Source organism: Marinilactibacillus psychrotolerans, from assembly GCF_900101525.1.
Lineage (GTDB): Bacteria > Bacillota > Bacilli > Lactobacillales > Carnobacteriaceae_A > Marinilactibacillus > Marinilactibacillus psychrotolerans.
The window spans coordinates 89,258-113,749 of the sequence record NZ_FMZD01000001.1 but is presented as its reverse complement, the minus strand read 5'-3'; the positions used below and the strand labels follow the sequence as shown (position 1 = coordinate 113,749).

Sequence of the window (24,492 nt, the reverse complement as noted above, 5' to 3'; positions counted from 1 at the left end):
AAATGAATAAAAAATTAGTTGGACTATTATTTAGTATTGTATTGGTTATGGCAGGCTGCGCACAGAAAACAGAAAGTGATGCATCAAGTGTTGAAGAAATTGAAAACAAAAATATAACAGTGACAGATGCTAATGGAGAAAGTTTAGATGTACCTTTAGATCCAGAAAAGGTAGTCGTATTTGACATGGGGATATTAGATACTCTTTCTGAACTAAATTTAGAAGATTCAGTTGTGGGAACAGTGACAGAGAATTTACCAGAATATTTATCTCAATTTGAAAATTCTGGAGCTCAGTCAGTAGGTAATTTAAAAGAACCTGATTTAGAAGCAGTATATGATTTGGATCCTGATTTAATTATTATTTCAGGCAGACAGTTAGATTATGAGGACAAGTTAAATGAAATAGCACCTACTTTGTATTTGGGATTAGACTTAGAAAACTATTGGTCTTCATTTGAAAGTAATATGAAAACTATCGGGAAAATTTTTGTGTCAGAATCAGAGATGGATAGTCAGATAAGCACAATAAAAAGCAACATGACAAACCTTAAAGAAAAGGCTGAATCTTCAAATTATTCTTCATTAATTACAATATTAAATGAAGGCAGCCTTTCAGCTTTTGGTAAAAACTCCAGATACGGAATGATCTATGATGAATTTGGTTTTACTCCGATTGATACTAATATTGAGGCATCTATTCATGGACAATCTATATCATTTGAATATGTTTTATCAAAAGATCCTGACCTGTTATTTGTTGTAGATAGAACACGGGCAGTAGGTGGGGATGATTCAGATAGTGATCTGAGCAAAAACCCCGTTATTCAGAAAACAACAGCTTACCAAAAAGATCATATTATATATTTGAATCCCGAATTATGGTATCTTTCTGGTGGTGGTTTACAGTCTATGAAATTGATGATTCAAGAAATCTATGATCAAGTAGGCTTGTAAGTACATTAGTATCAAGGGATACTGTTATTTTAATAAAACTGATATAATAATCTAATAAAACTGTTTATATTAAAGGGATAAGAAATATTGGAGGAACAATTGTGCGTAGAACTTATAAAAAAGAAGATTTTGAAATATTTCAATTAAAACAGTTAGAAGAGCGAATGGAAGCTATTCGAGAACGTATTCAACCAATATTTCAAGAATTTGGGGATACTTATTCGAGAATAGTCGAAGAAAAAACTGGATATAAAACCCATTTTCATATAGCTCAGCATAGGAGAAGAACCACAAATCCTCCAGAATCTACTTGGAGCGCAATTGGAGGGGATTCTAGAGGCTATAAAAAATATCCTCATATTCAAATGGGGATTAATGAAGAGCATATCTTTGTTTTCGTTTCCATAATTGATCAACCGTTGTTGGAGAAAGACATGGGTAAAAGTCTTCTTGAAAACAAAGAAAATTGGATAAAGCTGAAGGACAACTTTGTGATTTCTGGAGATCATACAAAGTCTAATGTAGAGCCTCTTACTGAAGAAAGTGGAACAAGGATTATAGAAAGAATGATTACTGTGAAAAAAGGAGAAATTTTGATTGGGAGGATTATTCCCAATAATAGTCCTTTACTTGATGATCAGTCAACACAGCAAGCTTTTTTATTTGAAACAATTAGCCAGTTAATTCCTCTTTACAAACAGCTATTAGATCTGTATGAGCAGCATAATTTGATAGATAAATAAAAAATTAGGAGATTAAAAGTGATTATTGAAACAAAAAGATTAAGTCTAAGAACTTTCCAAGAAAAAGACTTTGCTGATACTTTTGCAATCTATAAAGATAACGAAACTTGCCGCTATTTGCTTCATGATCCATGGACTTCTGAAACGGCTGAGGATTTGTTCAATGTGAAAATCAGTAATAGTCAATTAAAGCGAGATCAAATGCTGAACTTAGCAGTTGTTTTCCAAAATAAAATTATTGGAGACTTATACGTCTGGTATACAGATATGCGAGAAACTGTTGAACTTGGGTACAGTTTTAATCGTGCGGTTTCAGGAAATGGTTTTGCGACTGAAGCATTACAAAAGTTGATCCATGTATTATTTGAAGAGTTAGATATTCACAGAATACAGGTGAACATCGACTCAAGAAATCAGGCATCAAAAAAACTATGTGAAAGATTAGGAATGAGAATAGAAGGAAATTTTATAGAGGATTACTGGAATAAAGGTGAATGGACCAACAGTTTGATTTTTGGTATGTTATATTCTGATTTTTTGAATTCAATAGAACCACCTAAAAGAAGAACTTAATTAATTATTCTTTTAGGCGGGTCAGCCTATTGCATATCCTTAGACAATTTCTGAAAGATTAGATATGATGAAAGTATAATATTCTTTAATCTTATCTTTGGAATATTTTTAAGCGATAAGAGCAAAGAAAATAGAATATGGAAGGTGAAAATATGAAAGAATTATTTGCATTTCCTACAGATGAAATTATGAAATCAGACGAGGTGTATTTATCCATTTCGTTGAACGCTCAAGCTAATGCGTTTGAAACAGAAGCGAACCAGATTCAGTTTCAAAACCTATTAAAAGAAGCAAAAGAAAAAATCTGTGATGTGTATGATGAAAAAACATGTGACACTTTCTTAGAACAAATTAAGGATTTGCGAAATGATTCAGATTTCTGGAGAAGAGCATCTGAGAGCATTGTGTTTTATGTTACTCAGACAAAGGCATTCTTTTACAGACTAAGTGCGCCAGTTAAGAATGAAGTAGTATTATCTGAGCAAGCGTATGTATTACCATTGATTCCAAATTTCCAATACGTGAGTTATTACCATATGTTAGGGCTTAATCATGATAAGTTCACCTTATATAATGGACGTGGAGCTCAACTTCAAGAAATCCCTTTGCCTGAAGATGCTCCGACAGATTTAGAAAAGGCTTTAGGCAAAGAGCTGACAGGTGGAGAATTAAATACAGCTGATTATAATGGATCTGTTGGGCAAGGTATGTTTCATGGACATAATGAAAAAAGTAATGAAGTTCAAATTGACCAGAACAATTATTTCCGAGCTGTAGATAAATATGTTTATGAAAATTATTCAAAACCAACAGAATTGCCACTAGTATTATTTGCACTTCCTGAGAATATATCTGATTTTGAAAAAATATCTAAGAATCCTCATCTAGATGAGACAAAAGTTGAAGGGTCAACAGCTCAATTGTCAAGTGCACAGATCCAAGATAAAGCTAGTGAAGTAGTGACTGAGATCATAGATCGACGTTATAAAGCATTAGTAGAAAAATTCAATGAAACTACTCCGGAGTTTCGATTAGAAGCACAATATAATGATTTAGCAATGGCGAGTATCCAAGGTAAAATTGATACACTATTGATTGAAGATCACTATCAAGTGCATGGAGTAATCGACGAAAATGGACAATATAAAGAAGGCGCAGAAATTAATGCCTATGTCAATCAGTTAGTTCAAAATGTTCTTAAAACTAACGGAAAAGTATATATTCTTGATAAAGCCAGAATGCCTTCTGATACAGGTATAGCAGCAACTCTAAGATTTTAAGTCAAACTATTATGAGTGAAAATTCTTTTACAAAAACTCAAAGAAGCATCTAGATTGATGTTTCTTTGAGTTTTTAGTTTGCTTTAATTATTGACTTTATATTTGATACAAGGTACAATAGTCTTTGTGTAAAATAATGCAGCAAGAAATGGTATCCGCGTCAACAGTTTCTTAAAGTAAGTAAATGAGTAACCTGCGGCTGCAATGGCGAAAGTTCATAGAAACTGCACGTAATACTGAATTTCTATTCCGTTATTTTACTCCAAAAAAATATTGGAGGAATACAACTATGGCACGTTTCACAGGATCTTCTTGGAAAAAATCTCGTCGTTTAGGCATTTCACTTTCAGGAACAGGTAAAGAACTAGCACGTCGTCCTTATGCTCCAGGGCAACACGGACCAACTAGCCGTACTAAATTATCAGAATATGGTATGCAACTTAAGGAAAAACAAAAATTACGTTATATGTATGGAGTAAATGAACGTCAATTCTTCAATTTATTCATAAAAGCTGGTAAAATTCGTGAAGGCAAACACGGTGTTAACTTCATGATCTTACTTGAACAACGTTTAGACAATGTAGTATACCGTCTAGGTTTAGCAACTACTCGTCGTCAAGCACGTCAATTAGTAAATCATGGTCATATTACTGTTAATGGAAAACGCGTTGACATCCCTTCATACAGCGTAAAAGTTGGAGAAGTTGTTGGTGTACGTGAAAAATCTAAAGACATTAAAATCATTAAAGAATCTGTTGAGTCATTATACGGCCGTCCTGACTTCATCACTTTTGATGAAGAAAAATTAGAAGGCTCACTTACACGTTTACCATTACGTGAAGAAATGCCAGCGGACATTGATGAATCATTCATCGTTGAATACTATAACCGTTAATTTTAACTGGTTCAGAAAAGCTTGCACATATGCTGCAGGCTTTTTTTTATAAAAAGAATCATTATTAATGAATTTAACAAGGATTTATATGATAAACTGATCAATAGAAATACAAAGACTAAAAACCTAAAGAGAATGTGTTAGGAGAAAATAGATGAAGAATATAGAAAAAGCAGTGAAATTTTTGCAGAATACATATAACAGTAGTGACTATTTTAAACAAAATCCAAATGCTAAAGAATATAGATATCAACATACCTTAAGAGTTTCAAAAATCGCTATGGATTTGTCCGAAAAAGAAGATTTAGACAAAGATATTGCAGTAATTGGTGCATTGTTACACGATATTAGCTATACAATAGAGTTTGAGAACAAAGAAGACTGGGAAAATCATGGACGTAATTCAGCAAAAATGATTCAACCATTTTTAATGCAGCTGGATTTAACCAAAAAGCAGAGAGTAGAAATTTTACTAGGTGTTGCAAATCATGTGGATGGAAATAGCGATTTTGAAGGAGATTTAACCAGTAATTCTTTGACAATAATTGACAGTGACAACTTAGATCGCTTTGATACCTTCAGAACATTTGAAAGTCTTTCTTATGACCGTTTTTATGATAAAAAAATTGAAGATCAACTTAAGTATTTAAAGCATAGAGTGGATAGGATAACAACGTTAATGAAAGCAGAAAAAGAATTTGCTACAAAAACAGCTAAAAGTATGTGGAGAGAAAGACTTTTAAAGCAAAAAGAGGTCTATGAAGACTTATCTAGACAATTAAAAGAAGGGGCTAATTTCTTGGAAATAGTAGGAAATTAATTATTTCAACCATGTACGTCATTCTATAAATAAAAAGGAGTAAGTTTTATGAAACTTGATTTTGGCATAAAAGGACTTATTATAAAGGAAGAAAAGATCCTTGCTGTTCATAAGTCTAATAGTCAGAATAGTTTGCTAGAATTACCAGGGGGGTAGAATGGAGTTTGGAGAAACAATTGAAGAGACACTTATAAGAGAAATCAAAAAAGAAACCGATTTGTATATTGAACCATTCAATCTAATTGATACATGGAATTATCTGAATAATGAAAATAATCATCAAATTGCGGGAATTATTTATAGTTGTAAGATCAAAAACTTTCAAGACATAAGCTTATCGGATGAGCATGATTACTATGAATGGTTATCGCAGGAGGATCTACATAAAATGAACAAATGGTTTTATGCAAAAATTAAGAATTGGAATAAACTAATTTTGCAAGGATAAACATAAAAACCTACTAAATACTAAAAATTCTGGTATTCAGTAGGTTTTGTTTTATTTTTTATAGGTGTTTTAATAAAACATGTGCAAATTCTTCTATTATTTCTTTATCCTCTTCTGTAAAGCGGTTTTTTATTGGCGCATCTATATCTAAAACTCCGATTTGAATACCGTCTTTTGTAATAGGAACGACGATTTCAGATTCGCTTGCTGCATCACATGCAATATGTCCAGGAAATTCATGTACATTTTTGACTAGATAAGTCTTTTGTTCTTTAAAAGCAGTTCCGCATACTCCGGCTCCATTTTTGATTCTAACGCAGGCTACTTTTCCTTGGAAAGGTCCTAGGACTAATTCATTTTCTGATTCTTCCCATAGATAAAATCCTGCCCAATTAATATCGGGCAATTCTTCAAACAATAATGCAGATGCGTTACTTAAATTAGCAATTTTATTTGTTTCGCCTTCTAATAAAGCATCTAACTGTTTATTCAGCATATGTTTAGGTTTGACTGTGTTCATTTTATCACCTTTTCATTTGTTATAAATTTAAAAAATAAAAGTAGCTTTGTAAAAAAAATAAATAGGTTGCTTACACCTATTTTAGAGAATTTGCTTGTAAGTATAACATAATTCCTTAATATTTGATATACTGTTAAGAAGAGAAAAGCGGGCAGGGAATTTATGTATATAAAGCCTAGTCGGAGGGAAAGTTCATGACGTTAAAAATTGTCGGTATCATATTAATATTGTTGATCGTCATCATTTACATAGCAATGTATATAATCAGAAGAAACCATTATAAATCTATAGATGAGTTGGATTCGAAAAAATCAATAGTAATGGACTATTTTCCAGCAGATAAAATACAGTCTATCAATGATAAAAGCATGGCTGGACAATCAAGAGAAACAGCTGAAGAATTAAAAAAACAATGGGATCAGATCGAAACAAAGCAATTTCCGACAATTGAAAGTTTGTTATTTGAAGCTGAGCAAGCCACTGATCGTTATCGTTTTAAAAAGGCACGTTATCATGAAGAACAAGCAGAAAGTAAGATTAGTGAAATTAAAAATGATTTAAACAACTTAAATACAGCATTAGATGAATTAATGCAACGTGAAGAAGCAAACCTTAAAAAAATAGAATCTATTAAAAAAAGGTACCATATGATTCGTAAAGATCTCTTGGCTAAGAGTTTTTCATTTGGGAAAGCAGTTGATGCATTGGAAGATAAATTGGGTACAATGGAAACGGACTTTTCAACATTTTCTCATTTAACAGCTGCTGGAGATCATGAAGAGGCAAACTTATTATTAAAGCAACTTGAAAAAACGATTGCTTCAATGGAAAAATATATGACTGATATTCCTAAGATTCTAAAAAAAATGGATAATGAGATACTTGAACAGATCGAAGAGCTAGAAAGTGGCTATCGATCTTTACTAGAAGAAGGATATAGGTTCCCGGATGATTCAATAAAAGAAGAAATAGCTCAGGCATACGTGAAATTAGAAAGTGTTAATAGTTTCTTGGGCTCACTTGAAGTTGAAAAAGCAGAGGAAATGATTAAAGAACTCGAAGACAAAATAGAGCAGGTCTATGATAATTTAGAAGTTGAAATAAGAGCAAAAACAGAAGTCAAGGAATTAGTTATACAGATACGGAAAATATTCCATTATCTTAAAGAACAGAACCGTAAATTATTTATAGAAATAGATAGACTTTCTCAGAGTTATCTTTTATACAGAGATGAAATGAATGAAGCAACTCAAACACAAGAGATAATAGCAGAACAAGAAAAGCAGTATATGAAAATCAATGAAGAGTTAGCTGAAGAGAATATGCCTTTTTCTGAGGCAAGTCAGTTGCTGAACGCAATCTTTGATCATCTACAAGAAATGAACGAAAAAACAAATATAACTAGCCAGCATTTGAGTGATTATAGGAAAAGTGAAATAGAAATAAAACAAGATTTGGAAGAGATGGAAATCGCTATGCGTGAAATGAAAAGATATGTTGAAAGTAGACATCTTCCAGGTTTGCCTTCTGAATATCTTGAATTTTTCTTTTATACTACTGATCATATAGAACAGTTAAGTCAGAGTTTAGCTAAACCTAAACTTGATATGACAGAAGTTTTCACATTACATGAGTTGTGTGAAGAAGATGTTGAGCAGTTAGCACATGATACAGATGAATTAGTAGATCAAGCAATGCTTAGCGAGCTTGTTAGCCAGCGCTTATACCGTTATAAGAGTGAGCACAGCGAAGTGATAGAAACAATTAAATATAGTCGTAGTTTATTTTCAGAGGATTTTGATTATCAAACTTCTTTACAAATGGTTCGAGATAAACTGGAATCAATTGAACCGGGAGCATTTGAAGAAGTTCAAAAACAATATAGAAAAGAAAAAAACTTTTCTTGAGTTTAAAAGTGTAATAAAAGAGCTAGACTGTGATTTGAATTCACATTCTAGCTCTTTTATCGAGTTGAAGCTTCTCGCTAATTTGCTATAATAAGGTTCAATTGGCATTATGCTACGTAAAAAAGATTGAGAGAATAGAAAGAGTGCATATATGATTTATCTAGATAATAGCGCAACAACTAAAATTGACTCATCTGTTTTAGAGACTTTTAATAGAGTAAATAAGTTGTATTTTGGTAATCCGTCAAGTTTGCATGAGCTTGGAGAGACCACAACTGGATTATTAACACAATCAAGAAGACTAATTGCAGAAACAGTGGGTGTCCAATCTGAAGAAATTTTCTTTACTAGTGGTGGTACCGAAGGAGATAACTGGGTTGTGAAAGGCACTGCATTAGAAAAGATACATTTTGGTAAGCATTTGATAACCTCAGAAATAGAGCATCCAGCAGTATTAGAATCAATAAAACAGCTAGAAAATCTAGGATGGGAAGTAACTTATCTTCCGGTTGACTCACGAGGGATTATCTCTGTTGAGAATTTGAAAAGAGCTTTAAGAGAAGATACTGTTCTGGTTTCTGTGATGGCTGTCAATAATGAAACGGGAAGCATCCAACCTGTTGAAAAGATCGGAGAGATCTTGAAGGATTACCCTTCTATTCATTTTCATGTAGATGCAGTTCAAGCGGTCGGTAAAATTGATTTAAAACTAGGAGAACAAAGCCGAATAGATATGGCTGTTTTTTCAGGACATAAATTTCATGGTCCTAAAGGCACAGGATTTGTGTATGTGAAAAAGGGACGAAAGCTTGCTCCGTTACTAAGTGGTGGTGGACAAGAAGCAGGTCGTCGAAGTGGAACAGAAAATGTTCCAGGAATCGTAGCGATGGCCAAAGCATTAAAAATAACTTCTGAAAAACAAATTAAAACACAATCAAAACTGACTATAGAATTGGAAAAGTATTTAGATAAAAAAAAGAATATTGAAATATTTTCCCCAAAACATCGTGCACCACATATACTCTGTTTTGGTATTAAAGGAATTAAAGGAGAAGTGCTAGTACATGCACTTGAAAAAAAAGGCGTCTTTGTTTCGACAACAAGCGCATGCTCAAGTAAAAAAAAGACTGAATCAAGTACACTTTTAGCTATGGGTATACCAAAAATTACTGCTGAAACAGCAATTAGAGTTAGTTTATCTGAAGAGAATACTCAGGAAGAACTTGAAAAATTTATAAAAATATTTGATGAAATTTATCATTCCTTTAAGGTAATTCTATAGAATAGAGGGTAATATATGATCACAGAAGTAATGGTAAGATATGGAGAATTATCTACAAAAGGCAAAAATAAAAAACAGTTTATTAAGCAGCTAGATAAAAACGTTAAAAGCGCACTTGATCAATATAATAAGTTGAAGATTAAATCTCATAGAGATCGTATGCATATTGAGTTAAATGGTGAAAATGCAGACGTCATTATAAGTAAATTAAAAGTCTTGTTCGGTATACAAACGATATCACCAGTAATAAAGGTAGAAAAATCGATTGAAAAGGCTAAAGAAGCAGCATTGTTTTTAGTTCAATCTAATTACAATATAGGTCAAACATTTAAGATAAACACAAAAAGAGCAGATCATGAGTGGGATTTTAATACAAATGAAGTAAACCAAATTTTAGGTGAATATATAATAGAATCGATCTCAGAAATCAAAGTTAAAATGAAAAAACCAGATATTAGTGTACGTGTAGAAGTGAGGCTTGATGGAATATTTTTGTCCATCGATTCAATTAAAGGAGCTGGGGGATTGCCCACGGGAACAAGTGGGAAGGGCATGTTAATGTTATCTGGCGGTATTGATTCCCCTGTTGCTGGCTATTACGCTATGAAAAGAGGCATACAAGTAGAGGCTGTCCATTTTCATAGTCCTCCTTATACTAGTCCGCAAGCCTTACAAAAGGCAAAAGATTTAACGGAAAAATTGGTCAAATTCTCTGGTCCACTTCCTTTTATAGAGGTTCCTTTTACTGAAATTCAAGAAACTATTAAAAACTTCGTTCCGCAAGGTTATATTATGACGATTACCAGAAGAATGATGTTAAGGATTACGGATAAAATACGAGAACAACGATCTGGATTAGCTATTATTAACGGAGAATCACTTGGACAAGTAGCCTCTCAGACACTGGAGAGCATGTTTGTAATAAATGAAGTGACGCATACTCCAATTTTAAGACCGCTTATTTCTATGGATAAAATGGATATTATTGAAGTTGCTCAAGCGATAGATACCTTTGAACTAGCAATTTTACCCTATGAAGACTGCTGTACAATTTTTACGCCACCGAAGCCTAGAACGAAACCAAAGTTAAAACATGTACTGGAAATTGAAGAAAAAATGGATATCCATGGTTTAATTGAAAGAGCCATTCAGGGTATTAATATTGAAGTGATTTCAACAGATGATAATCAGGAGTCTAAACAAAAGCAAATTTTTGAAGATCTATTGTAGTTTTTATTGTACAATTTCTTATCTTAACGTTAGAATGAAGGTATTAACTGAAAGAGAGAGGTTGTTAACATGGATGTAATGATGAAAGGTAAGCCACTTACGACAAATTCAACTGTACCGGTCAAGGGTGAACAAGCGCCTGATTTTTCTTTAAATGATTTAAATGAAAAGGCAATTAGTTTGTCAGATTATAAGGGTGAAGTGGTATTGATTAGCACTTTTCCTGACATCAATACGAGTACATGTTCAAGACAGACAGCTAAATTTAACGAAATGGCTCGTACTTTAGATAGTACTCGAATATTATCTATTTCAACAAATACTAAAGAAGAACAGAAAGACTGGTGTTCAGCTAAAGAAATCGATATGGATTTGTTACATGACAGTGATCGCTCATTTTCTAAAGCCTATGGTCTTTATGTTGAAGAAATGGATAAAACTGCTCGTGCAGTATTTGTTTTAAACAGAGAAGGACAAATTGTTTACCGAGAAGTCGTTAAAGAAATGTCCCAAGATCCTAACTATGAAGAAGCAATCGCAGCTGCTAGACATGAAGAAGCAGAAATGACATAAAAGAAAGACTTTCTTTTAAAAGGGTAGTCTGATAGAATATAAATAAATATTTAGCTGAGAACAAGAGGAGTATCTTTCTAATTTTATTTAAGAGAATGGGTGTATGGTGGAAATCCCTAATGAGTTGGATTGAGAAGTAGCTTGTGAGCTAACAGAGTGAATAATATCAGTAGCTTTGTTTGAGGTAACGGGTCATTACCCCCGTTTATGAAGTGGTTTGAAGAATTATTTTCTTCAATCAATTTAGGTGGTACCGCGAATGATTAAGCATTCGTCCTATTGTTATAATAGGACGGATGCTTTTTGCTTTGTCCGTTCGAAGCAAAGCGAGCTACGGACAAAGTACTAGGCGTAACGAAGAGGAGCGTAGTATCAACTCAAAAGTCCTTTCGAAGCAAAGCGAGTTGACGGAGTCGTTCGAACGAATGGAACTATGATTGGTGGGTTACGAATCCGTTATGCCTTTGAGCACAGCGAAACAGGCTTACTGATAGCGCCCTAGACTTAGCAAAGCGGATGTTCATCATTAAACAATCTATAAAAGCCAAAAAAAGAAATGGAGTGATTTTTATGACAGAAGAAATAGAAATGTCAAAAAAATATCAGCCGACAGAAGTTGAAGCAGGTCGATATGAAAAATGGCTGGATCAAGATTTATTCAAGCCAAGTGAAGATAAAAGAGCAGAACCTTATTCTATTGTTATTCCACCACCCAATGTAACAGGAAAACTACATCTTGGACATGCTTGGGATACAACTTTACAAGATATTATTATCCGACAAAAAAGAATGCAAGGATATGATGCACTTTGGTTACCGGGTATGGACCATGCCGGAATTGCTACCCAAGCAAAAGTAGAAGAAAAGCTCTCTCAAGAAGGTATTTCTCGGTACGATTTAGGAAGAGAAAAATTTCTGGAAAAAGTTTGGGACTGGAAAGAAGAGTATGCTGGAAACATTAGAGAACAATGGGCAAAAGTAGGTATTTCTGTAGATTATAGCCGTGAACGTTTTACTTTGGATGAAGGGTTAAACAAGGCAGTAAATAAAGTGTTTGTAGACCTTTACAATAAAGGCTTAATTTATCGTGGTGAGTATATTATTAATTGGGATCCCAAAGCTCAAACAGCCCTGTCAGATATTGAGGTAGATCACAAAGATGTGAATGGTGCATTTTATCATATGAAATATCCATTAACGGATGGATCTGGTGCATTAGAAATTGCCACTACACGTCCTGAAACAATGTTAGGGGATACAGCAGTAGCTGTCCATCCAGATGATGATCGCTACAAGCATTTAGTCGGTAAGACATTGACACTTCCTTTAGTAGGTAGAGAGTTGCCAATCATTGCCGATGATTATGTAGAAATGGAATTTGGTACAGGAGTCGTTAAAATTACCCCAGCGCATGATCCAAATGACTTTGAAGTGGGAAATCGCCATGATTTAGAACGAATTAATGTGATGAACAATGATGGATCAATGAATGACCTTGCGGGGGATTATGCAGGATTAGATCGCTTTGAAGCTAGAAAACGGATCATTAGCGACTTAAAAGAGCAAGGATATCTAATCAAGGTAGAGGAAATGGTTCATAGCGTTGGGCATTCTGAACGCACAGGAGTTGTAGTTGAACCAAGGCTCTCTACTCAATGGTTTGTAAAAATGGAGCCATTAGCAGAGCAAGCTATTAATAATCAGAAAACAGAGAACAAAGTTAACTTTGTTCCTGAACGATTTGAAAAAACTTTTAATAATTGGATGAATAACGTTCATGACTGGGTAATCTCAAGACAGTTATGGTGGGGGCACCGTATTCCCGCCTGGTATAATAAACAAACTAGAGAAGTGTATGTTGGTGAACACGAGCCCGAAGATATTGAAAATTGGTCCCAAGATGAGGATGTTCTAGATACATGGTTCAGCTCGGCTTTATGGCCTTTTTCAACAATGGGTTGGCCAGATATTGAAGCGGAAGACTTTAAGCGTTATTTTCCAACTAGTACTTTAGTTACAGGCTATGATATTATTTTCTTCTGGGTAAGTCGTATGATTTTTCAAAGTCTGGAATTTACAAATGAGCGACCTTTTAAAAACGTATTGATCCATGGTCTGATTCGTGATGAACAAGGAAGAAAAATGAGTAAATCTCTTGGTAATGGGATAGATCCTATGGAAGTTATCGATCAATACGGAACAGATGCTTTACGCTGGTTCTTGTCTAATGGATCAGCTCCTGGACAGGATGTAAGATTCAGCTATGAAAAAATGGATGCGGCTTGGAACTTCATCAACAAGATCTGGAATGCAAGTCGTTATGTAATAATGAATTTAGATCATTTCACAACCGAAGACATTGATCTTAATGGTAAAAAGTCTATTGCAGATAAATGGATCTTAGCTCGATTGAATGAGACGATTACACAAGTTACAGAATTATTTGAGAAATTCGAGTTTGGTGAAGCAGGTCGTGTTCTTTACAAATTTATTTGGGATGATTATTGTGACTGGTATATTGAGATGAGCAAAGAAATTTTATTTAATGGTTCAGAGGATGAAAAAAAATCAACTAGAAGTATCTTGATTTATGTCCTTGATCAAACTCTTCGCTTACTGCATCCAATCATGCCCTTTGTTACAGAAGAAATTTGGGAAAATATGCCACATGTTGGAGAGTCACTAGTTACTGCTGAATATCCTACTCCTGAGAGCGCGTTTAATGACCAGGAAGCAATTGATAATATGAATATGCTGATAGACTTGATTCGATCAGTTAGAACAATTAGGGCAGAAGTTAATCGTCCATTATCTAAAAAAATCGATATCTTAGTAAAAGCAAAGTCTGAGCAAGAAAAAGAATTCCTTATAAATAATCGTAGTTTCATTGAACGCTTTTGTAATCCGGAGAATTTGACCATTGATACAGAGGTTATAGTACCGGATGAAGTCAAGACTTCTGTAATAACAGGAGCGGAAATATTCTTGCCATTAGCTGGATTAGTTGATTTTGACGAAGAAATCAAACGACTAGAAAAAGAATTAGACAAATGGACTCAGGAAATTAAACGTGTTGAAGGGAAATTGGCAAATCAGAAATTTGTTCAAAACGCTCCAGAAAAGGTCGTTGAAGAAGAACGAAATAAAGCGCAGGAATATCATCAAAGATATTCATCTGTTTCGGACCAGTTAAACAAATTAAAAATGTTAAAAGGAGAATAATATGCCTAAGATTAAAGCAGTCTTGTTCGATATGGACGGATTGATGTTTGATACTGAATCGATGTATTACCGCGCTAACCAAGCAACAGCAGACTCTATAGGAATGCCTTTTGATTATCCTTTTTATGAAAGATATATCGGAGCAAGTGATAAGGATTTTTTCGCAGCTATCCGTTCAGAGCAAACGGATAAACATCTTGCTAATCGTTTTATTGAACAAAGTAAAATAGATATAGAAAAAGCTTTATTGGAAAAAGCTTTACCAAAAAAATTGGGTTTAGAAAAATTATTAGAGTATTTAAAAAGCCAGAATATAGAGATGATTGTAGCGTCTAGCACGGAAAGAAATATGGTAGAAAAACTAGTAAATAATGCGGGACTATCAAAATATTTTACTGAGATAGTAGGGGGCGATGAGGTTAAGGATTCTAAACCAGATCCTGCAATATTTTTAAAAGCATTAAGTAAAACTACAGCAACTCCTTCTGAGGCTTTAGTGTTAGAAGACTCGTTAAACGGTGTCAGAGCAGCGCATGCTGCTGGAATACCAGTCATTATGATTCCCGATTTAATCAGTCCGAATGAAGAAGCTAAAGAGAAAGCAACAGATATATTACCGGACTTAACCAAAGTTATTGAGTACATTGAAAACTAATTTAATTATTTTGAAACTTATTTTGTAAGTTTAATAAGTAAGAAGGGGGCGATAATTGCTCCCTTCTTTTATTTTAAAAGGGGGAAAGACAATATGAAGGTTACTACACAGAAATTTAGTGATGTGCCAGAACAATCAAGACCCAGAGAACGTTTAACTGAATATGGGGCTAAAGCATTAGCAAATCATGAGTTACTGGCAATTTTATTAAGAACAGGTACTAGAGAAATGAACGTCCTCCAATTAAGTATGGAAGTCTTATCAGAGTTTGATAATTTATTTATGCTAAGACATGTAACAGTAGAAGAATTGGTAAGTATTGAAGGGATCGGGAATGCAAAAGCAATTGAAATGATAGCAGCAATTGAGTTTGGAAATCGAGTAGCGAGGGCTTCACAGATTAAAGAAGGAACAGTAACATCCAGTTCATTTGTTGGTGCTTTACTTCAAGATGAGCTTGGTGGATTGCAGCAAGAACATGTTATGGCACTTCATTTAAACACTAAAAATGAGATTATTAAAAAAGAAATTGTATTTAAAGGAAGTTTGAATAGCTCAATCGCACATCCAAGAGAAATATATAGAGGCGCTGTAAAATATGCTGCAGCTCGAATCATCATTGCACATAACCATCCTTCAGGAAATCCTGAACCTTCAGAGGCAGATCTATCTTTTACCAAAAGGATGATAAAAGCGGGAGAAATGATCGGTATAGATCTACTGGATCATATTATAATAGGTGAAAATAGTTATGTAAGCTTGAAAGAGCAAGGTATTATTTAACTAATAAAAGAGTCAAAATCAATTAGTAAAAAAAGAATTCATTATTGGGATAAAGCATTAGAGAAAAGTTTATAAATTTCAAAAATAAGTTTAAATTTTTTTGAAAAGATTCAAGCAAATGCTTGCTTTATTTAAATGTCCATGCTATACTTTACTTAGCATTTTGTTAGGGAAAGAAAAAAGTAATGTGTAAGAACATTCCGATTCGTTACCTATAGCAATAATGTGAAATAGAATGTGCTTACGGCACGAGGAGGAAAAAGTAATATGGAAAATGGTACAGTAAAATGGTTTAACGCAGAAAAAGGTTTTGGATTTATCGAACGTGAAGGCGCAGACGATGTATTCGTACATTTCTCAGCTATCAACGAAGAAGGATTCAAATCATTAGAAGAAGGACAAGCTGTAACTTTTGATATTGAAGAAGGCGCACGCGGACCTCAAGCTGCTAACGTAGAAAAAGCTTAATTTAACTTAAAAATTTTCAACCGAGAGAGCGGTATTCGTTCTCTCGGTTTTTTAATGCTTATAAATATTAAAATATTAAATTGTTATACATATTTTATAGATTAGTCAATATATCCTGTGTTAGAATAAAGCAACAAATTATTTATCTTCTATCAGTTTAATGTCAAACATATAAAAAAAGAATTAAAGTCGTAAACTAATAGTGAAAATCAATTGATAAAAAGGTACAATGAAGCAATGAATCTTTGCAATTTAAAATAACTAACTGTTAAACAAAGATCTTAATGTTTTATTTTGAGAGGGGAACGAACAAGTGCGTTGGTTTAACAATAAAGGAATCGGAATCGATTTAGGTACAGCAAATACAAATGTGTATGTAGAAGGAAAAGGAATAGCATTAGGAGAACCATCTGTAGTTGCGAAAGATAATACTACTGGTGAAGTCGTTGCAGTTGGATTGGATGCCCAAAAAATGATTGGACGTACTCCAGGAAGTATTGTTGCGATTCGTCCTATGAAAGATGGTGTCATAGCTGATTATGATACTACGATTGCTATGATGGAATACTTTATCAGTAAAGGAATTGGCAAAAGAGCTTCAAAACCAAGTGTTGTGGTATGTGTGCCAGGCGGAGGTACAGAAGTTGAAAAGAGAGCGATTATTGATGCAACTAAAATGGCTGGTGCTAAAGAAGCATTTCTGATCGAAGAACCTTTTGCTGCAGCAATTGGTGCGGGTCTGCCAGTAAATGACCCGACAGGTAGCATGGTAGTAGATATCGGCGGAGGTACTACTGATGTAGCGACTATCTCTTTAGGAGGGATTGTCAGCAGTCGTACAATTAAAATGGCTGGAGATCAAATGGATATTTCAATTATTCATTATATCAGAAACAAATATAACTTATTAATTGGTGAGAGAACGGCTGAATCTGTAAAAATGGAATTAGGTTGTGCTTCAATAGAAGCAGCTCAGGAATTAGGATCAACAGATATCCGAGGTCGGGATCTGCTAACAGGTCTACCAAAAACAATAGAAATTTCAGCAGTTGATATAGCTGAAGCCATTCAAGAAGTTGTGGATAGCATCGTTATTGCTGTAAAAGGGACATTAGAAGATACATCACCTGAAATTTCAGCAGATGTTATCGATAGAGGAATTGTTCTTACAGGTGGAGGCGCTATGCTTAAACACTTGAGTGAAGTCATTGCTGAGCAGACTGAAGTACCTGTATTTGTAGCAAATGATCCATTGAACTGTGTAGCAATTGGTACTGGAGAAGCTTTGAATCATTTGGATCTATACCGTAAACAAAGTAGATAATCAATAAATTCCATAAGAAAAAGAGGCGGGGAGGTTATCTTTCCCGCTTATTTATGGATAATAGATAGTATAATGGTAAGTAAGCTTTAGTATTCGATTAGAATTACCTACGTTTTTGCTTTAAATTATGGTAAAATAACCAGAGCTATAATATTTGAGGTGTGACTATTGAATCAATTTTTTACAAATAAAAAAATGATCGTCCTTTTAGTAAGTGTAATTCTATTTGTTTCTTTGCTGTCTTTATCACTTACCCAGTCGGGGTCAGTGACATTTATTCAGCAGTTTACAAATGATATCACAGCTGTAACAGGTCGAGTTTTTTCTAAACCTGTTAATGCAGTAAGCGACATATTTGGGTCAATTAACAAACTACAAGACACTTTTGAAGAAAATCAAAGATTAAAAAAAGAAATAGATAGTATTTATGAAACCCAAGCTGAAGTAGCCGTTTTACGAGATGAAAATGAAAGAATGCAAGAAGAGTTAGAATTGAAAAGTTCACTGAAAGATTTTCAAACTATTTCCGGTACAGTTATATCAAGAAACCCAGATTCATGGGTCGATCAAGTGATTATTGATAGAGGTGAACAAGATGGACTGGAAAAAGGGATGTCTGTTATGTCAAGTAATGGTTTGATTGGCAGAATTAGTGAAACTGATCCTACCAGCTCTAAAGTTGTTTTATTGACTAATCTTGAAGGTTCTTCTAATCAAGTTTCTGCAGAGATTTTATCTAAAGAAGTGATTAATGGCTTGATTACTGGTTACGATACCGATACAAATAGATTGATTATGACACAAATTACATCGACAGCTGAAATTTCAGAAGGGGAACAAGTCATTACTTCTGGATTGGGTGGCTCAATTCCTAGATCGCTAGTGATCGGTACAGTAGACGAAGTTAGTATGGATGATCATGGGCTTGCACAACAAGTCTATCTGAAACCGGCAACTGATTTTGAACATATTCGTTATGTAACAGTAATTGATCGTTCAGCTGAAAGCGGGGAAGAGTGATGAGTCAATGGAAAAAAATTGTTTATCCGCTCCTCATGCTCTTAATTGCTCTGTTATTAGACGGCATACTCGTGGCACAATTAAAGGGGTTATTTATTACCAACATCGGGATGATTGTTCCGCACTTAACACTATTAGTGTTATTGATACTAACTTTTTATTTAAGTTTTCGACATATTATAATTCTTGCTTTACTGATGGGATTTATATATGACAGCTATTACACTGGATACTTAGGCATTTTTATGGCTATTTTTACAATTGTTGTATATGTTTTACTGCAATTCAAAAATTTCTTTCAACCTAATTTGATTATCTATTTTCTCTTAAGTATTATAGTCATAACGATATCAGAATTTTTTGTTTTCGGTGTATATCGCGCGATCAACATTACGGCAATATCCACTCAAGAATTTTTGCTTGAAAGACTAGGAGCTACGCTCTTATTTAATGGAATCGCGATTCTGCTAATCGGCTATCCTATTGACAAAATTATTCAGGGCGTTATTCAAAAAGATGAGATAAGATTTAAGAAATAAACGATCTGCTCATTAATTGGTTACACATTATAATCATAATCATATTCCAGTCTTTAATAAAGAGGTGAAAAACTTGCAAAAGGTTGTAACATTAAAAGGAACAAAAGATGGATTTCAGTTATTGGTAGATCAAGCGGCTGCTTTTCAAACAGTATTAGATGAGATGTCTAAGCTTATTGAACCACTGAAGAAAGAAGCAGCAGCGGATAAACCTCTAGAATTGACTATAAAAACTGGTAATAAATTATTTACAGACAGAGAAAAAAGCGAAACAATCGCTTTAATTGAAGATAAGTCTAACCTTAAAGTGAAAAATATTGAATCAGAGGTTGTAACAATAGATAGGGCACTGAAATGGCATAATGAAGTTAGCACAAAGTTGCAGGTTAGTACAGTACGCAGTGGACAAATGATTAAAGTTGAAGGAGATCTGGTACTTGTGGGGAGCGTTCACCCTGGGGGGACAGTTAAAGCGACAGGAAGTATCTTTATTCTTGGAGATTTAAGAGGGACCGCACATGCTGGTGCAGAAGGAAAAGAAGAATCAGTAGTCGTAGCTAATTTCTCCTATAATGCCCAAGTTAGAATAGTAGATCATGTTCATGTAATTGAACAAGCAGATATTGTGGCAAGCGGGAGCGCTTCTAAAGTCGAAGTTGTTTATCTAGATGATTTACATATTTTGAGAGTATCACCGCTAAGCGATATCAAAAATTTGAGACCGGAATTAGGATATGTTACAGGAGGATTAATTAATGGGTAAAGCCATCGTCATAACTTCAGGGAAAGGCGGAGTAGGGAAAACTACCTCAACCGCTAATCTTGGAACAGCATTAGCTTTGCAAGGGAAAAAAATCTGTTTAGTTGATATGGATATCGGCTTAAGAAATTTAGATGTTATATTAGGCCTAGAAAACAGAATTATTTATGACATTGTAGACGTTATAGAAGGTCGTGCAAAATTGCACCAAGCCATCATCAAAGATAAACGATTTAATGACCAGCTATTTTTACTACCAGCTGCTCAAAATGCTGATAAAAATGTTATTAATGAAGAACAAATGATTGAACTGGTCGCTGAATTGAACAAAGACTATGATTATGTTTTGATAGATTGTCCAGCTGGTATTGAACAAGGGTTTAAAAATTCAATTGCAGCAGCAGATGATGCAATTCTGATTACTACTCCTGAGATATCAGCTATTAGGGATGCTGATAGAATTATAGGATTAGTTGAACAAACTAAAATTGGATCTCCAAAATTGGTTATCAATAGAATTAGAAAACAGATGATGCAAAAAGGTGAAGTTATGGATATCGATGAAATTACCAGACATTTATCTGTAGAATTACTAGGAATTGTTTTTGAAGATGACGAAGTGGTTCGTTCATCTAATAAAGGAAACCCAGTCGCATTAGATCCGGACAATATTTCATCACAAGGATATAGAAATATTGCAAGAAGAATTCTTGGAGAAACTGTACCATTAATGACTTTGAAAGAAGAAAAAAAATCTTTCTGGCAAAAGTTATTCAATAAATAATGATTGACGTTCTATATCTGGTCTGTTAAGATATTAATGTTGTATTTGTGAGGCACCACAGCTACAACCGCTCGTTTTTGAGTTTTAAAGCACTGAATAGGTCACTCATGGCGGCGAGTCTAAGTGCAATAGAAAGCATAAAAAATGCTTTACTAAATAAGGAGGTGCAACAAACATGTATGCAATCATCAAAACTGGTGGTAAACAAATTAAAGTAGAAGAAGGCAAAGCAATCTACGTTGAAAAATTAATCGGAGAAGCTGGAGACTCTATTACTTTTGAAGAAGTATTGTTTGTTGGAGGAGACAACGCAGTTGTTGGAACTCCAACAGTTGAGGGAGCTTCAGTAGAAGCTACAATCGAGAAACAAGGACGTGCTAAAAAAGTAGTTACGTTTAAGTATCGTCGTAGAAAAGACTCTCATTCTAAACAAGGACATCGCCAACCATACACTAAAGTTTTGATCAATTCGATCAAAACTAAATAAGTGGAAGAAGGATTTAGATGATTCAAGCGCAGTTTTATCGTTTGAAGAATAACAAAATCATTTCTATTGAGATTTCAGGTCATGCAGAATCTGGACCATATGGCCAAGATATTGTATGTGCTGCGGTTTCAGCGCTTAGTATCGGGACAATAAATAGTATAATAGAATTAGCAGGGCTGTCTCCTTCAATTGTTATCGATGAAGAAGCGGGAGGGTATCTCTCTATGAAGCTTCCGGATAGTCAGTCAGAAGACCAAGCTAACACTGCTCAGATTTTATTGGAAAGCTTATTGTTGTCACTTAAAAGTGTACAGGAAGAGTCCCCAGATTATATTAAAATTAAACAAATAAACTCATAATAATGGAGGTGCATTCTAATGTTGAAAATGAATCTACAGTTATTCGCACATAAAAAAGGTGGCGGATCTACTACTAACGGACGTGACTCACAGTCTAAGCGTTTAGGCGCTAAACGTGGTGATGGTCAGGTTGTTTCAGGTGGATCAATCTTATACCGTCAACGCGGTACTAAAATTTATCCTGGAGAAAACGTTGGAAAAGGCGGAGATGACACTTTATTTGCAAAAATTGATGGTGTTGTTCGTTTCGAACGTAAAGGCAAGAATAAAAAACAAGTCTCTGTATACCCAGTAGCTAACTAAAAATGATGAGATAAAGACTTTTTCATTGGAAACTAGATACAAGATAATCAGATATTATTTTAAGAATCAAGCGGATTTTTATAAAAGCCGTCTTGGTTCTTTTTTTATATTTCTGTATTCTTAAATTCCTTGAGAAAACCTTAAGAATCAGTTAGAATAAGTATGTTAAAGAGATTAATATTTCAGCTTATAAACGATGCGTTTTTCGGAAACTGACAGATTGTGTAAAAACGAATTTTCTCGATTCCAATACACAATCAGTCAATTATAAGAATATACGTAGAGTGATGTAGAAAGGTGGGCAAAAGGTGTCGACAGATAAAATTGAAACTGTCTACCATACTCTTGATCAATCTTCTCAGGTTTTAAAAGAAGAATTAAATATTTCCTACTTGGAAGCATTGATTGAAACAGGAGAAAATTTATTAGATGACAAGACTGTTCGAGTACTGGAGGGGAAACCTTCAAAAGAAAGTCAAATTCAACTGAACAGTATCTATGAACAGCTTGCCCTTTCTGAAATATCTCCTAGCGAAGTAAGGCAAGGGATTCAGCTTTCTATATTAAAAGGAATGCGAGAAGACTATGTACAACCAAACCATCAGATGACACCTGACTCAATTGGATCGCTTATGGCTTATATAGTTGAGACCATTGCGCCACCTAAAACGACAACCTATCATTTATTAGATTTGTCTGTAGGAACAGGGAATCTGCTTTATACAATTTATTATTTTTTGAAAAAAGATAATAGGTTAATTCAATTATCGGGTATCGATAATGATGATTTACTATTATCATTAGCGGCTATTAGTGCTGCATTACAGAATTTAACCATTAATTTAACTCATCAAGATGCCTTAAGCAATTTATTGATTGATCCGGCAGATAGCGTTGTATCTGATTTGCCTATAGGTTATTACCCGATTGATGAACAAGCTAAAGATTATGAAACATCATTTAATTCTGGGCATTCTTATACTCATTATTTAATGATTGAACAAGGTATGAGATATCTTAAAGATGGCGGTTTTGGCTTTTATCTGGTACCGGCTAATCTTTTTGAAACAGAAGAAGCTAAGTCATTATTAGACTATATTCAAAAAGTCGGATATTTCCAAGGAATGATTACTCTTCCTAAAGAAATATTTAAGACAGAGCAGTCTAGAAAGTCAATTTTGATTTTACAAAAAAAGGGTCAAAATACGGTCCAAGCCAAAGAAGTATTATTAGCTACCACACCAGATTTCAAAAATATTGCAGCAATGCAAGAATTTCTAAAAGAAATTAATCAATGGAAAAAAACTCAGTTTAATGAATCATTTTAAAAATAAAGAGGAGAGAAATGAATGACTAAAACAATTGCAATAAATGCTGGAAGCTCTAGTTTAAAGTGGAAATTATTTGAAATGCCTGAAGAAAAAGTATTGGCTTCTGGTATTGTAGAACGTATTGGATTGAACGATTCGATTTTCACAATTAAATATGGTGAAGGTAAAAAATATGAAGATATATTAGATATTAATGACCATGAATTAGCTGTGGAGATGCTTTTAAAACAACTAACTGAACTAAATATCATTGAAAGTTTTGATGAAATTACCGGAGTTGGCCATCGTGTAGTTGCTGGTGGAGAGATTTTCGATGATTCAGCACTAGTCAATGATGAAGTTATTAACCAAATTGAAGAGTTATCTGAGTTTGCACCTTTACACAACCCTGCAAATGCAACAGGGATAAAAGCATTCCGTAAAATTTTGCCAGACATCACAAGCGTAGCTGTTTTTGATACTTCTTTCCACCAAACAATGCCTAAAGTGAATTATATGTACAGCATCCCTAAAGAATATTATACGAAGCATAATGCACGTAAATATGGTGCTCACGGTACTAGTCATAAATATGTAGCGGAAAGAGCTGCTGATATGATCGGAAAACCAATTGAAGATTTGAAAATCATTACTTGTCACTTAGGAAATGGAGCTTCAGTTACTGCTGTTGAAGGTGGAAAATCCATTGATACTTCAATGGGATTTACACCATTGGCTGGAGTAACAATGGGCACTCGTTCAGGAGATATTGACGCTTCTTTACTTCCGTTCTTGATGGAAAAAGAAGGTATAAAAAATATCAATGATATGATTTATATTTTAAATAATAAATCAGGTTTGAAAGGTCTTTCAGGAATCTCTAGTGACATGCGTGATTTAGAAGACGCTGAAGCTACTAATGAAGATGCTGCATTAGCACTGCGTATCTTTGAAGACCGTGTAAGAAAATATATTGGTTCATATGCTGCTACTATGAATGGTGTAGATGCAATAGTCTTCACAGCTGGAATCGGCGAAAATGGTGTGGAAACTCGTGAAAACATTATAAATGGTTTAACATTTTTGGGAGCTGAACTTGATCCTGAAAAGAATAATGTACGTGGAAAAGAACGTTTTATATCTAAAGAAAATTCAAAAGTGAAAGTATTACTAGTTCCGACTGATGAAGAAGTTATGATTGCTCGTGACGTAGAAAAACTTAAATAACACTCTAAATAAAAAAGCATTCTC

General features: G+C 34.1%; 26 protein-coding genes and 2 other annotated features. Of the genes, 25 read left to right on the top strand and 1 reads right to left on the bottom strand.

Going from position 1 to position 24,492, the window contains the following annotated elements:
- The first annotated feature begins 2 nt into the window (after nucleotides 1–2).
- From BLT22_RS00530 to BLT22_RS00500, 7 genes are all read left to right on the top strand, one after another.
- The gene (locus tag BLT22_RS00530) at nucleotides 3–956 is read left to right on the top strand and encodes a siderophore ABC transporter substrate-binding protein (RefSeq protein ID WP_091759464.1); all 954 of its coding nucleotides are present in this window, start codon (nucleotides 3–5) and stop codon (nucleotides 954–956) included.
- Between the two features lie 101 nt (nucleotides 957–1,057).
- Nucleotides 1,058–1,699: a DUF1054 family protein gene (locus BLT22_RS00525; RefSeq protein ID WP_176935242.1), complete on the top strand. Its 642-nt coding sequence runs from the start codon at nucleotides 1,058–1,060 to the stop codon at nucleotides 1,697–1,699.
- A gap of 18 nt (nucleotides 1,700–1,717) precedes the next feature.
- Nucleotides 1,718–2,272 (top strand): GNAT family N-acetyltransferase, encoded by a 555-nt coding sequence (locus tag BLT22_RS00520; RefSeq protein ID WP_091759458.1) that lies wholly within the window; start codon nucleotides 1,718–1,720, stop codon nucleotides 2,270–2,272.
- A 152-nt stretch (nucleotides 2,273–2,424) separates the two neighbouring features.
- Nucleotides 2,425–3,552, top strand: coding sequence for a baeRF6 domain-containing protein (locus tag BLT22_RS00515; protein WP_143020608.1), 1,128 nt, complete (start codon nucleotides 2,425–2,427; stop codon nucleotides 3,550–3,552).
- A 289-nt stretch (nucleotides 3,553–3,841) separates the two neighbouring features.
- Complete coding sequence (gene rpsD, locus BLT22_RS00510) at nucleotides 3,842–4,447, top strand: 30S ribosomal protein S4 (RefSeq protein WP_087056927.1); 606 nt, start codon at nucleotides 3,842–3,844, stop codon at nucleotides 4,445–4,447.
- Nucleotides 4,448–4,601: 154 nt separating this feature from the next.
- Entirely contained in the window at nucleotides 4,602–5,267 is a 666-nt protein-coding gene (locus BLT22_RS00505; RefSeq protein ID WP_091759453.1) for an HD domain-containing protein, read from the top strand.
- Between the two features lie 157 nt (nucleotides 5,268–5,424).
- Complete coding sequence (locus tag BLT22_RS00500; RefSeq protein WP_091759450.1) at nucleotides 5,425–5,715, top strand: NUDIX domain-containing protein; 291 nt, start codon at nucleotides 5,425–5,427, stop codon at nucleotides 5,713–5,715.
- A gap of 58 nt (nucleotides 5,716–5,773) precedes the next feature.
- Here BLT22_RS00500 and msrC read toward each other — a convergent pair whose 3' ends face one another.
- Nucleotides 5,774–6,235, bottom strand: coding sequence for a free L-methionine (R)-S-oxide reductase MsrC (gene msrC, locus BLT22_RS00495; protein ID WP_087056924.1), 462 nt, complete (start codon nucleotides 6,233–6,235; stop codon nucleotides 5,774–5,776).
- 194 nt (nucleotides 6,236–6,429) lie between these two features.
- On the opposite strand from msrC, the gene BLT22_RS00490 reads away from it, so the two are divergent.
- The 18 genes from BLT22_RS00490 to BLT22_RS00405 all read left to right on the top strand — a co-directional run bounded on the left by BLT22_RS00490 (nucleotide 6,430) and on the right by BLT22_RS00405 (nucleotide 24,468).
- Nucleotides 6,430–8,142: a septation ring formation regulator EzrA gene (locus BLT22_RS00490; RefSeq protein ID WP_091759447.1), complete on the top strand. Its 1,713-nt coding sequence runs from the start codon at nucleotides 6,430–6,432 to the stop codon at nucleotides 8,140–8,142.
- Between the two features lie 151 nt (nucleotides 8,143–8,293).
- Nucleotides 8,294–9,424, top strand: coding sequence for a cysteine desulfurase family protein (locus tag BLT22_RS00485; protein WP_091759444.1), 1,131 nt, complete (start codon nucleotides 8,294–8,296; stop codon nucleotides 9,422–9,424).
- Nucleotides 9,425–9,439: 15 nt separating this feature from the next.
- Nucleotides 9,440–10,654, top strand: coding sequence for a tRNA uracil 4-sulfurtransferase ThiI (gene thiI / locus BLT22_RS00480; protein WP_087056921.1), 1,215 nt, complete (start codon nucleotides 9,440–9,442; stop codon nucleotides 10,652–10,654).
- A gap of 69 nt (nucleotides 10,655–10,723) precedes the next feature.
- The gene (gene tpx, locus BLT22_RS00475; protein ID WP_091759441.1) at nucleotides 10,724–11,227 is read left to right on the top strand and encodes a thiol peroxidase; all 504 of its coding nucleotides are present in this window, start codon (nucleotides 10,724–10,726) and stop codon (nucleotides 11,225–11,227) included.
- A 47-nt stretch (nucleotides 11,228–11,274) separates the two neighbouring features.
- Nucleotides 11,275–11,509 (top strand) — a binding site (T-box leader).
- A 288-nt stretch (nucleotides 11,510–11,797) separates the two neighbouring features.
- The gene (locus BLT22_RS00470; RefSeq protein ID WP_091759437.1) at nucleotides 11,798–14,449 is read left to right on the top strand and encodes a valine--tRNA ligase; all 2,652 of its coding nucleotides are present in this window, start codon (nucleotides 11,798–11,800) and stop codon (nucleotides 14,447–14,449) included.
- Nucleotide 14,450: 1 nt separating this feature from the next.
- The gene (locus BLT22_RS00465; RefSeq protein WP_087056918.1) at nucleotides 14,451–15,104 is read left to right on the top strand and encodes an HAD family hydrolase; all 654 of its coding nucleotides are present in this window, start codon (nucleotides 14,451–14,453) and stop codon (nucleotides 15,102–15,104) included.
- A 93-nt stretch (nucleotides 15,105–15,197) separates the two neighbouring features.
- Nucleotides 15,198–15,887: a RadC family protein gene (gene radC, locus BLT22_RS00460; protein WP_091759434.1), complete on the top strand. Its 690-nt coding sequence runs from the start codon at nucleotides 15,198–15,200 to the stop codon at nucleotides 15,885–15,887.
- 267 nt (nucleotides 15,888–16,154) lie between these two features.
- Entirely contained in the window at nucleotides 16,155–16,355 is a 201-nt protein-coding gene (locus BLT22_RS00455; RefSeq protein WP_034302391.1) for a cold-shock protein, read from the top strand.
- 313 nt (nucleotides 16,356–16,668) lie between these two features.
- Nucleotides 16,669–17,679 carry a rod shape-determining protein gene (locus tag BLT22_RS00450; RefSeq protein WP_087056916.1) on the top strand — a complete coding sequence of 337 codons (1,011 nt, stop codon included), beginning with the start codon at nucleotides 16,669–16,671 and terminating at the stop codon, nucleotides 17,677–17,679.
- Between the two features lie 168 nt (nucleotides 17,680–17,847).
- Nucleotides 17,848–18,699 carry a rod shape-determining protein MreC gene (gene mreC / locus BLT22_RS00445; protein WP_091759431.1) on the top strand — a complete coding sequence of 284 codons (852 nt, stop codon included), beginning with the start codon at nucleotides 17,848–17,850 and terminating at the stop codon, nucleotides 18,697–18,699.
- Nucleotides 18,699–19,238, top strand: coding sequence for a rod shape-determining protein MreD (gene mreD / locus BLT22_RS00440; RefSeq protein ID WP_091759427.1), 540 nt, complete (start codon nucleotides 18,699–18,701; stop codon nucleotides 19,236–19,238). Before mreC ends, mreD begins: the two co-directional genes overlap by 1 nt.
- A 73-nt stretch (nucleotides 19,239–19,311) precedes the next feature.
- Nucleotides 19,312–20,001 carry a septum site-determining protein MinC gene (locus BLT22_RS00435; RefSeq protein ID WP_087056913.1) on the top strand — a complete coding sequence of 230 codons (690 nt, stop codon included), beginning with the start codon at nucleotides 19,312–19,314 and terminating at the stop codon, nucleotides 19,999–20,001.
- Entirely contained in the window at nucleotides 19,994–20,782 is a 789-nt protein-coding gene (gene minD / locus BLT22_RS00430) for a septum site-determining protein MinD (protein WP_087056912.1), read from the top strand. Before BLT22_RS00435 ends, minD begins: the two co-directional genes overlap by 8 nt.
- 55 nt (nucleotides 20,783–20,837) lie before the next feature.
- Nucleotides 20,838–20,913, top strand: a sequence feature (ribosomal protein L21 leader region).
- 44 nt (nucleotides 20,914–20,957) lie between these two features.
- Nucleotides 20,958–21,269 carry a 50S ribosomal protein L21 gene (rplU, locus tag BLT22_RS00425; RefSeq protein WP_091759424.1) on the top strand — a complete coding sequence of 104 codons (312 nt, stop codon included), beginning with the start codon at nucleotides 20,958–20,960 and terminating at the stop codon, nucleotides 21,267–21,269.
- Nucleotides 21,270–21,286: 17 nt separating this feature from the next.
- Nucleotides 21,287–21,628, top strand: coding sequence for a ribosomal-processing cysteine protease Prp (locus BLT22_RS00420; protein ID WP_091759421.1), 342 nt, complete (start codon nucleotides 21,287–21,289; stop codon nucleotides 21,626–21,628).
- A gap of 27 nt (nucleotides 21,629–21,655) precedes the next feature.
- The gene (rpmA, locus tag BLT22_RS00415) at nucleotides 21,656–21,931 is read left to right on the top strand and encodes a 50S ribosomal protein L27 (RefSeq protein WP_280525125.1); all 276 of its coding nucleotides are present in this window, start codon (nucleotides 21,656–21,658) and stop codon (nucleotides 21,929–21,931) included.
- 308 nt (nucleotides 21,932–22,239) lie between these two features.
- On the top strand, nucleotides 22,240–23,259 hold the full coding sequence (locus tag BLT22_RS00410) for a class I SAM-dependent methyltransferase (RefSeq protein ID WP_091759418.1): 1,020 nt from the start codon (nucleotides 22,240–22,242) through the stop codon (nucleotides 23,257–23,259).
- A gap of 21 nt (nucleotides 23,260–23,280) precedes the next feature.
- The gene (locus BLT22_RS00405) at nucleotides 23,281–24,468 is read left to right on the top strand and encodes an acetate/propionate family kinase (protein ID WP_091759415.1); all 1,188 of its coding nucleotides are present in this window, start codon (nucleotides 23,281–23,283) and stop codon (nucleotides 24,466–24,468) included.
- Nucleotides 24,469–24,492: the final 24 nt, after the last annotated feature.

Excerpts from the sequence above, each read along its gene's own strand:
- BLT22_RS00530 (WP_091759464.1), top strand. The coding sequence starts at position 3 with ATGAATAAAAAATTAGTTGGACTATTATTTAGTATTGTATTGGTTATG.
- BLT22_RS00515 (WP_143020608.1), top strand. The coding sequence starts at position 2,425 with ATGAAAGAATTATTTGCATTTCCTACAGATGAAATTATGAAATCAGAC.
- rpsD (WP_087056927.1), top strand. The coding sequence starts at position 3,842 with ATGGCACGTTTCACAGGATCTTCTTGGAAAAAATCTCGTCGTTTAGGC.
- BLT22_RS00505 (WP_091759453.1), top strand. The coding sequence starts at position 4,602 with ATGAAGAATATAGAAAAAGCAGTGAAATTTTTGCAGAATACATATAAC.
- BLT22_RS00500 (WP_091759450.1), top strand. The coding sequence starts at position 5,425 with ATGGAGTTTGGAGAAACAATTGAAGAGACACTTATAAGAGAAATCAAA.
- msrC (WP_087056924.1), bottom strand. The coding sequence starts at position 6,235 with ATGAACACAGTCAAACCTAAACATATGCTGAATAAACAGTTAGATGCT.
- BLT22_RS00490 (WP_091759447.1), top strand. The coding sequence starts at position 6,430 with ATGACGTTAAAAATTGTCGGTATCATATTAATATTGTTGATCGTCATC.
- BLT22_RS00485 (WP_091759444.1), top strand. The coding sequence starts at position 8,294 with ATGATTTATCTAGATAATAGCGCAACAACTAAAATTGACTCATCTGTT.
- thiI (WP_087056921.1), top strand. The coding sequence starts at position 9,440 with ATGATCACAGAAGTAATGGTAAGATATGGAGAATTATCTACAAAAGGC.
- tpx (WP_091759441.1), top strand. The coding sequence starts at position 10,724 with ATGGATGTAATGATGAAAGGTAAGCCACTTACGACAAATTCAACTGTA.
- BLT22_RS00470 (WP_091759437.1), top strand. The coding sequence starts at position 11,798 with ATGACAGAAGAAATAGAAATGTCAAAAAAATATCAGCCGACAGAAGTT.
- BLT22_RS00465 (WP_087056918.1), top strand. The coding sequence starts at position 14,451 with ATGCCTAAGATTAAAGCAGTCTTGTTCGATATGGACGGATTGATGTTT.
- radC (WP_091759434.1), top strand. The coding sequence starts at position 15,198 with ATGAAGGTTACTACACAGAAATTTAGTGATGTGCCAGAACAATCAAGA.
- BLT22_RS00455 (WP_034302391.1), top strand. The coding sequence starts at position 16,155 with ATGGAAAATGGTACAGTAAAATGGTTTAACGCAGAAAAAGGTTTTGGA.
- mreD (WP_091759427.1), top strand. The coding sequence starts at position 18,699 with ATGAGTCAATGGAAAAAAATTGTTTATCCGCTCCTCATGCTCTTAATT.
- minD (WP_087056912.1), top strand. The coding sequence starts at position 19,994 with ATGGGTAAAGCCATCGTCATAACTTCAGGGAAAGGCGGAGTAGGGAAA.
- rplU (WP_091759424.1), top strand. The coding sequence starts at position 20,958 with ATGTATGCAATCATCAAAACTGGTGGTAAACAAATTAAAGTAGAAGAA.
- BLT22_RS00420 (WP_091759421.1), top strand. The coding sequence starts at position 21,287 with ATGATTCAAGCGCAGTTTTATCGTTTGAAGAATAACAAAATCATTTCT.
- rpmA (WP_280525125.1), top strand. The coding sequence starts at position 21,656 with ATGAATCTACAGTTATTCGCACATAAAAAAGGTGGCGGATCTACTACT.
- BLT22_RS00405 (WP_091759415.1), top strand. The coding sequence starts at position 23,281 with ATGACTAAAACAATTGCAATAAATGCTGGAAGCTCTAGTTTAAAGTGG.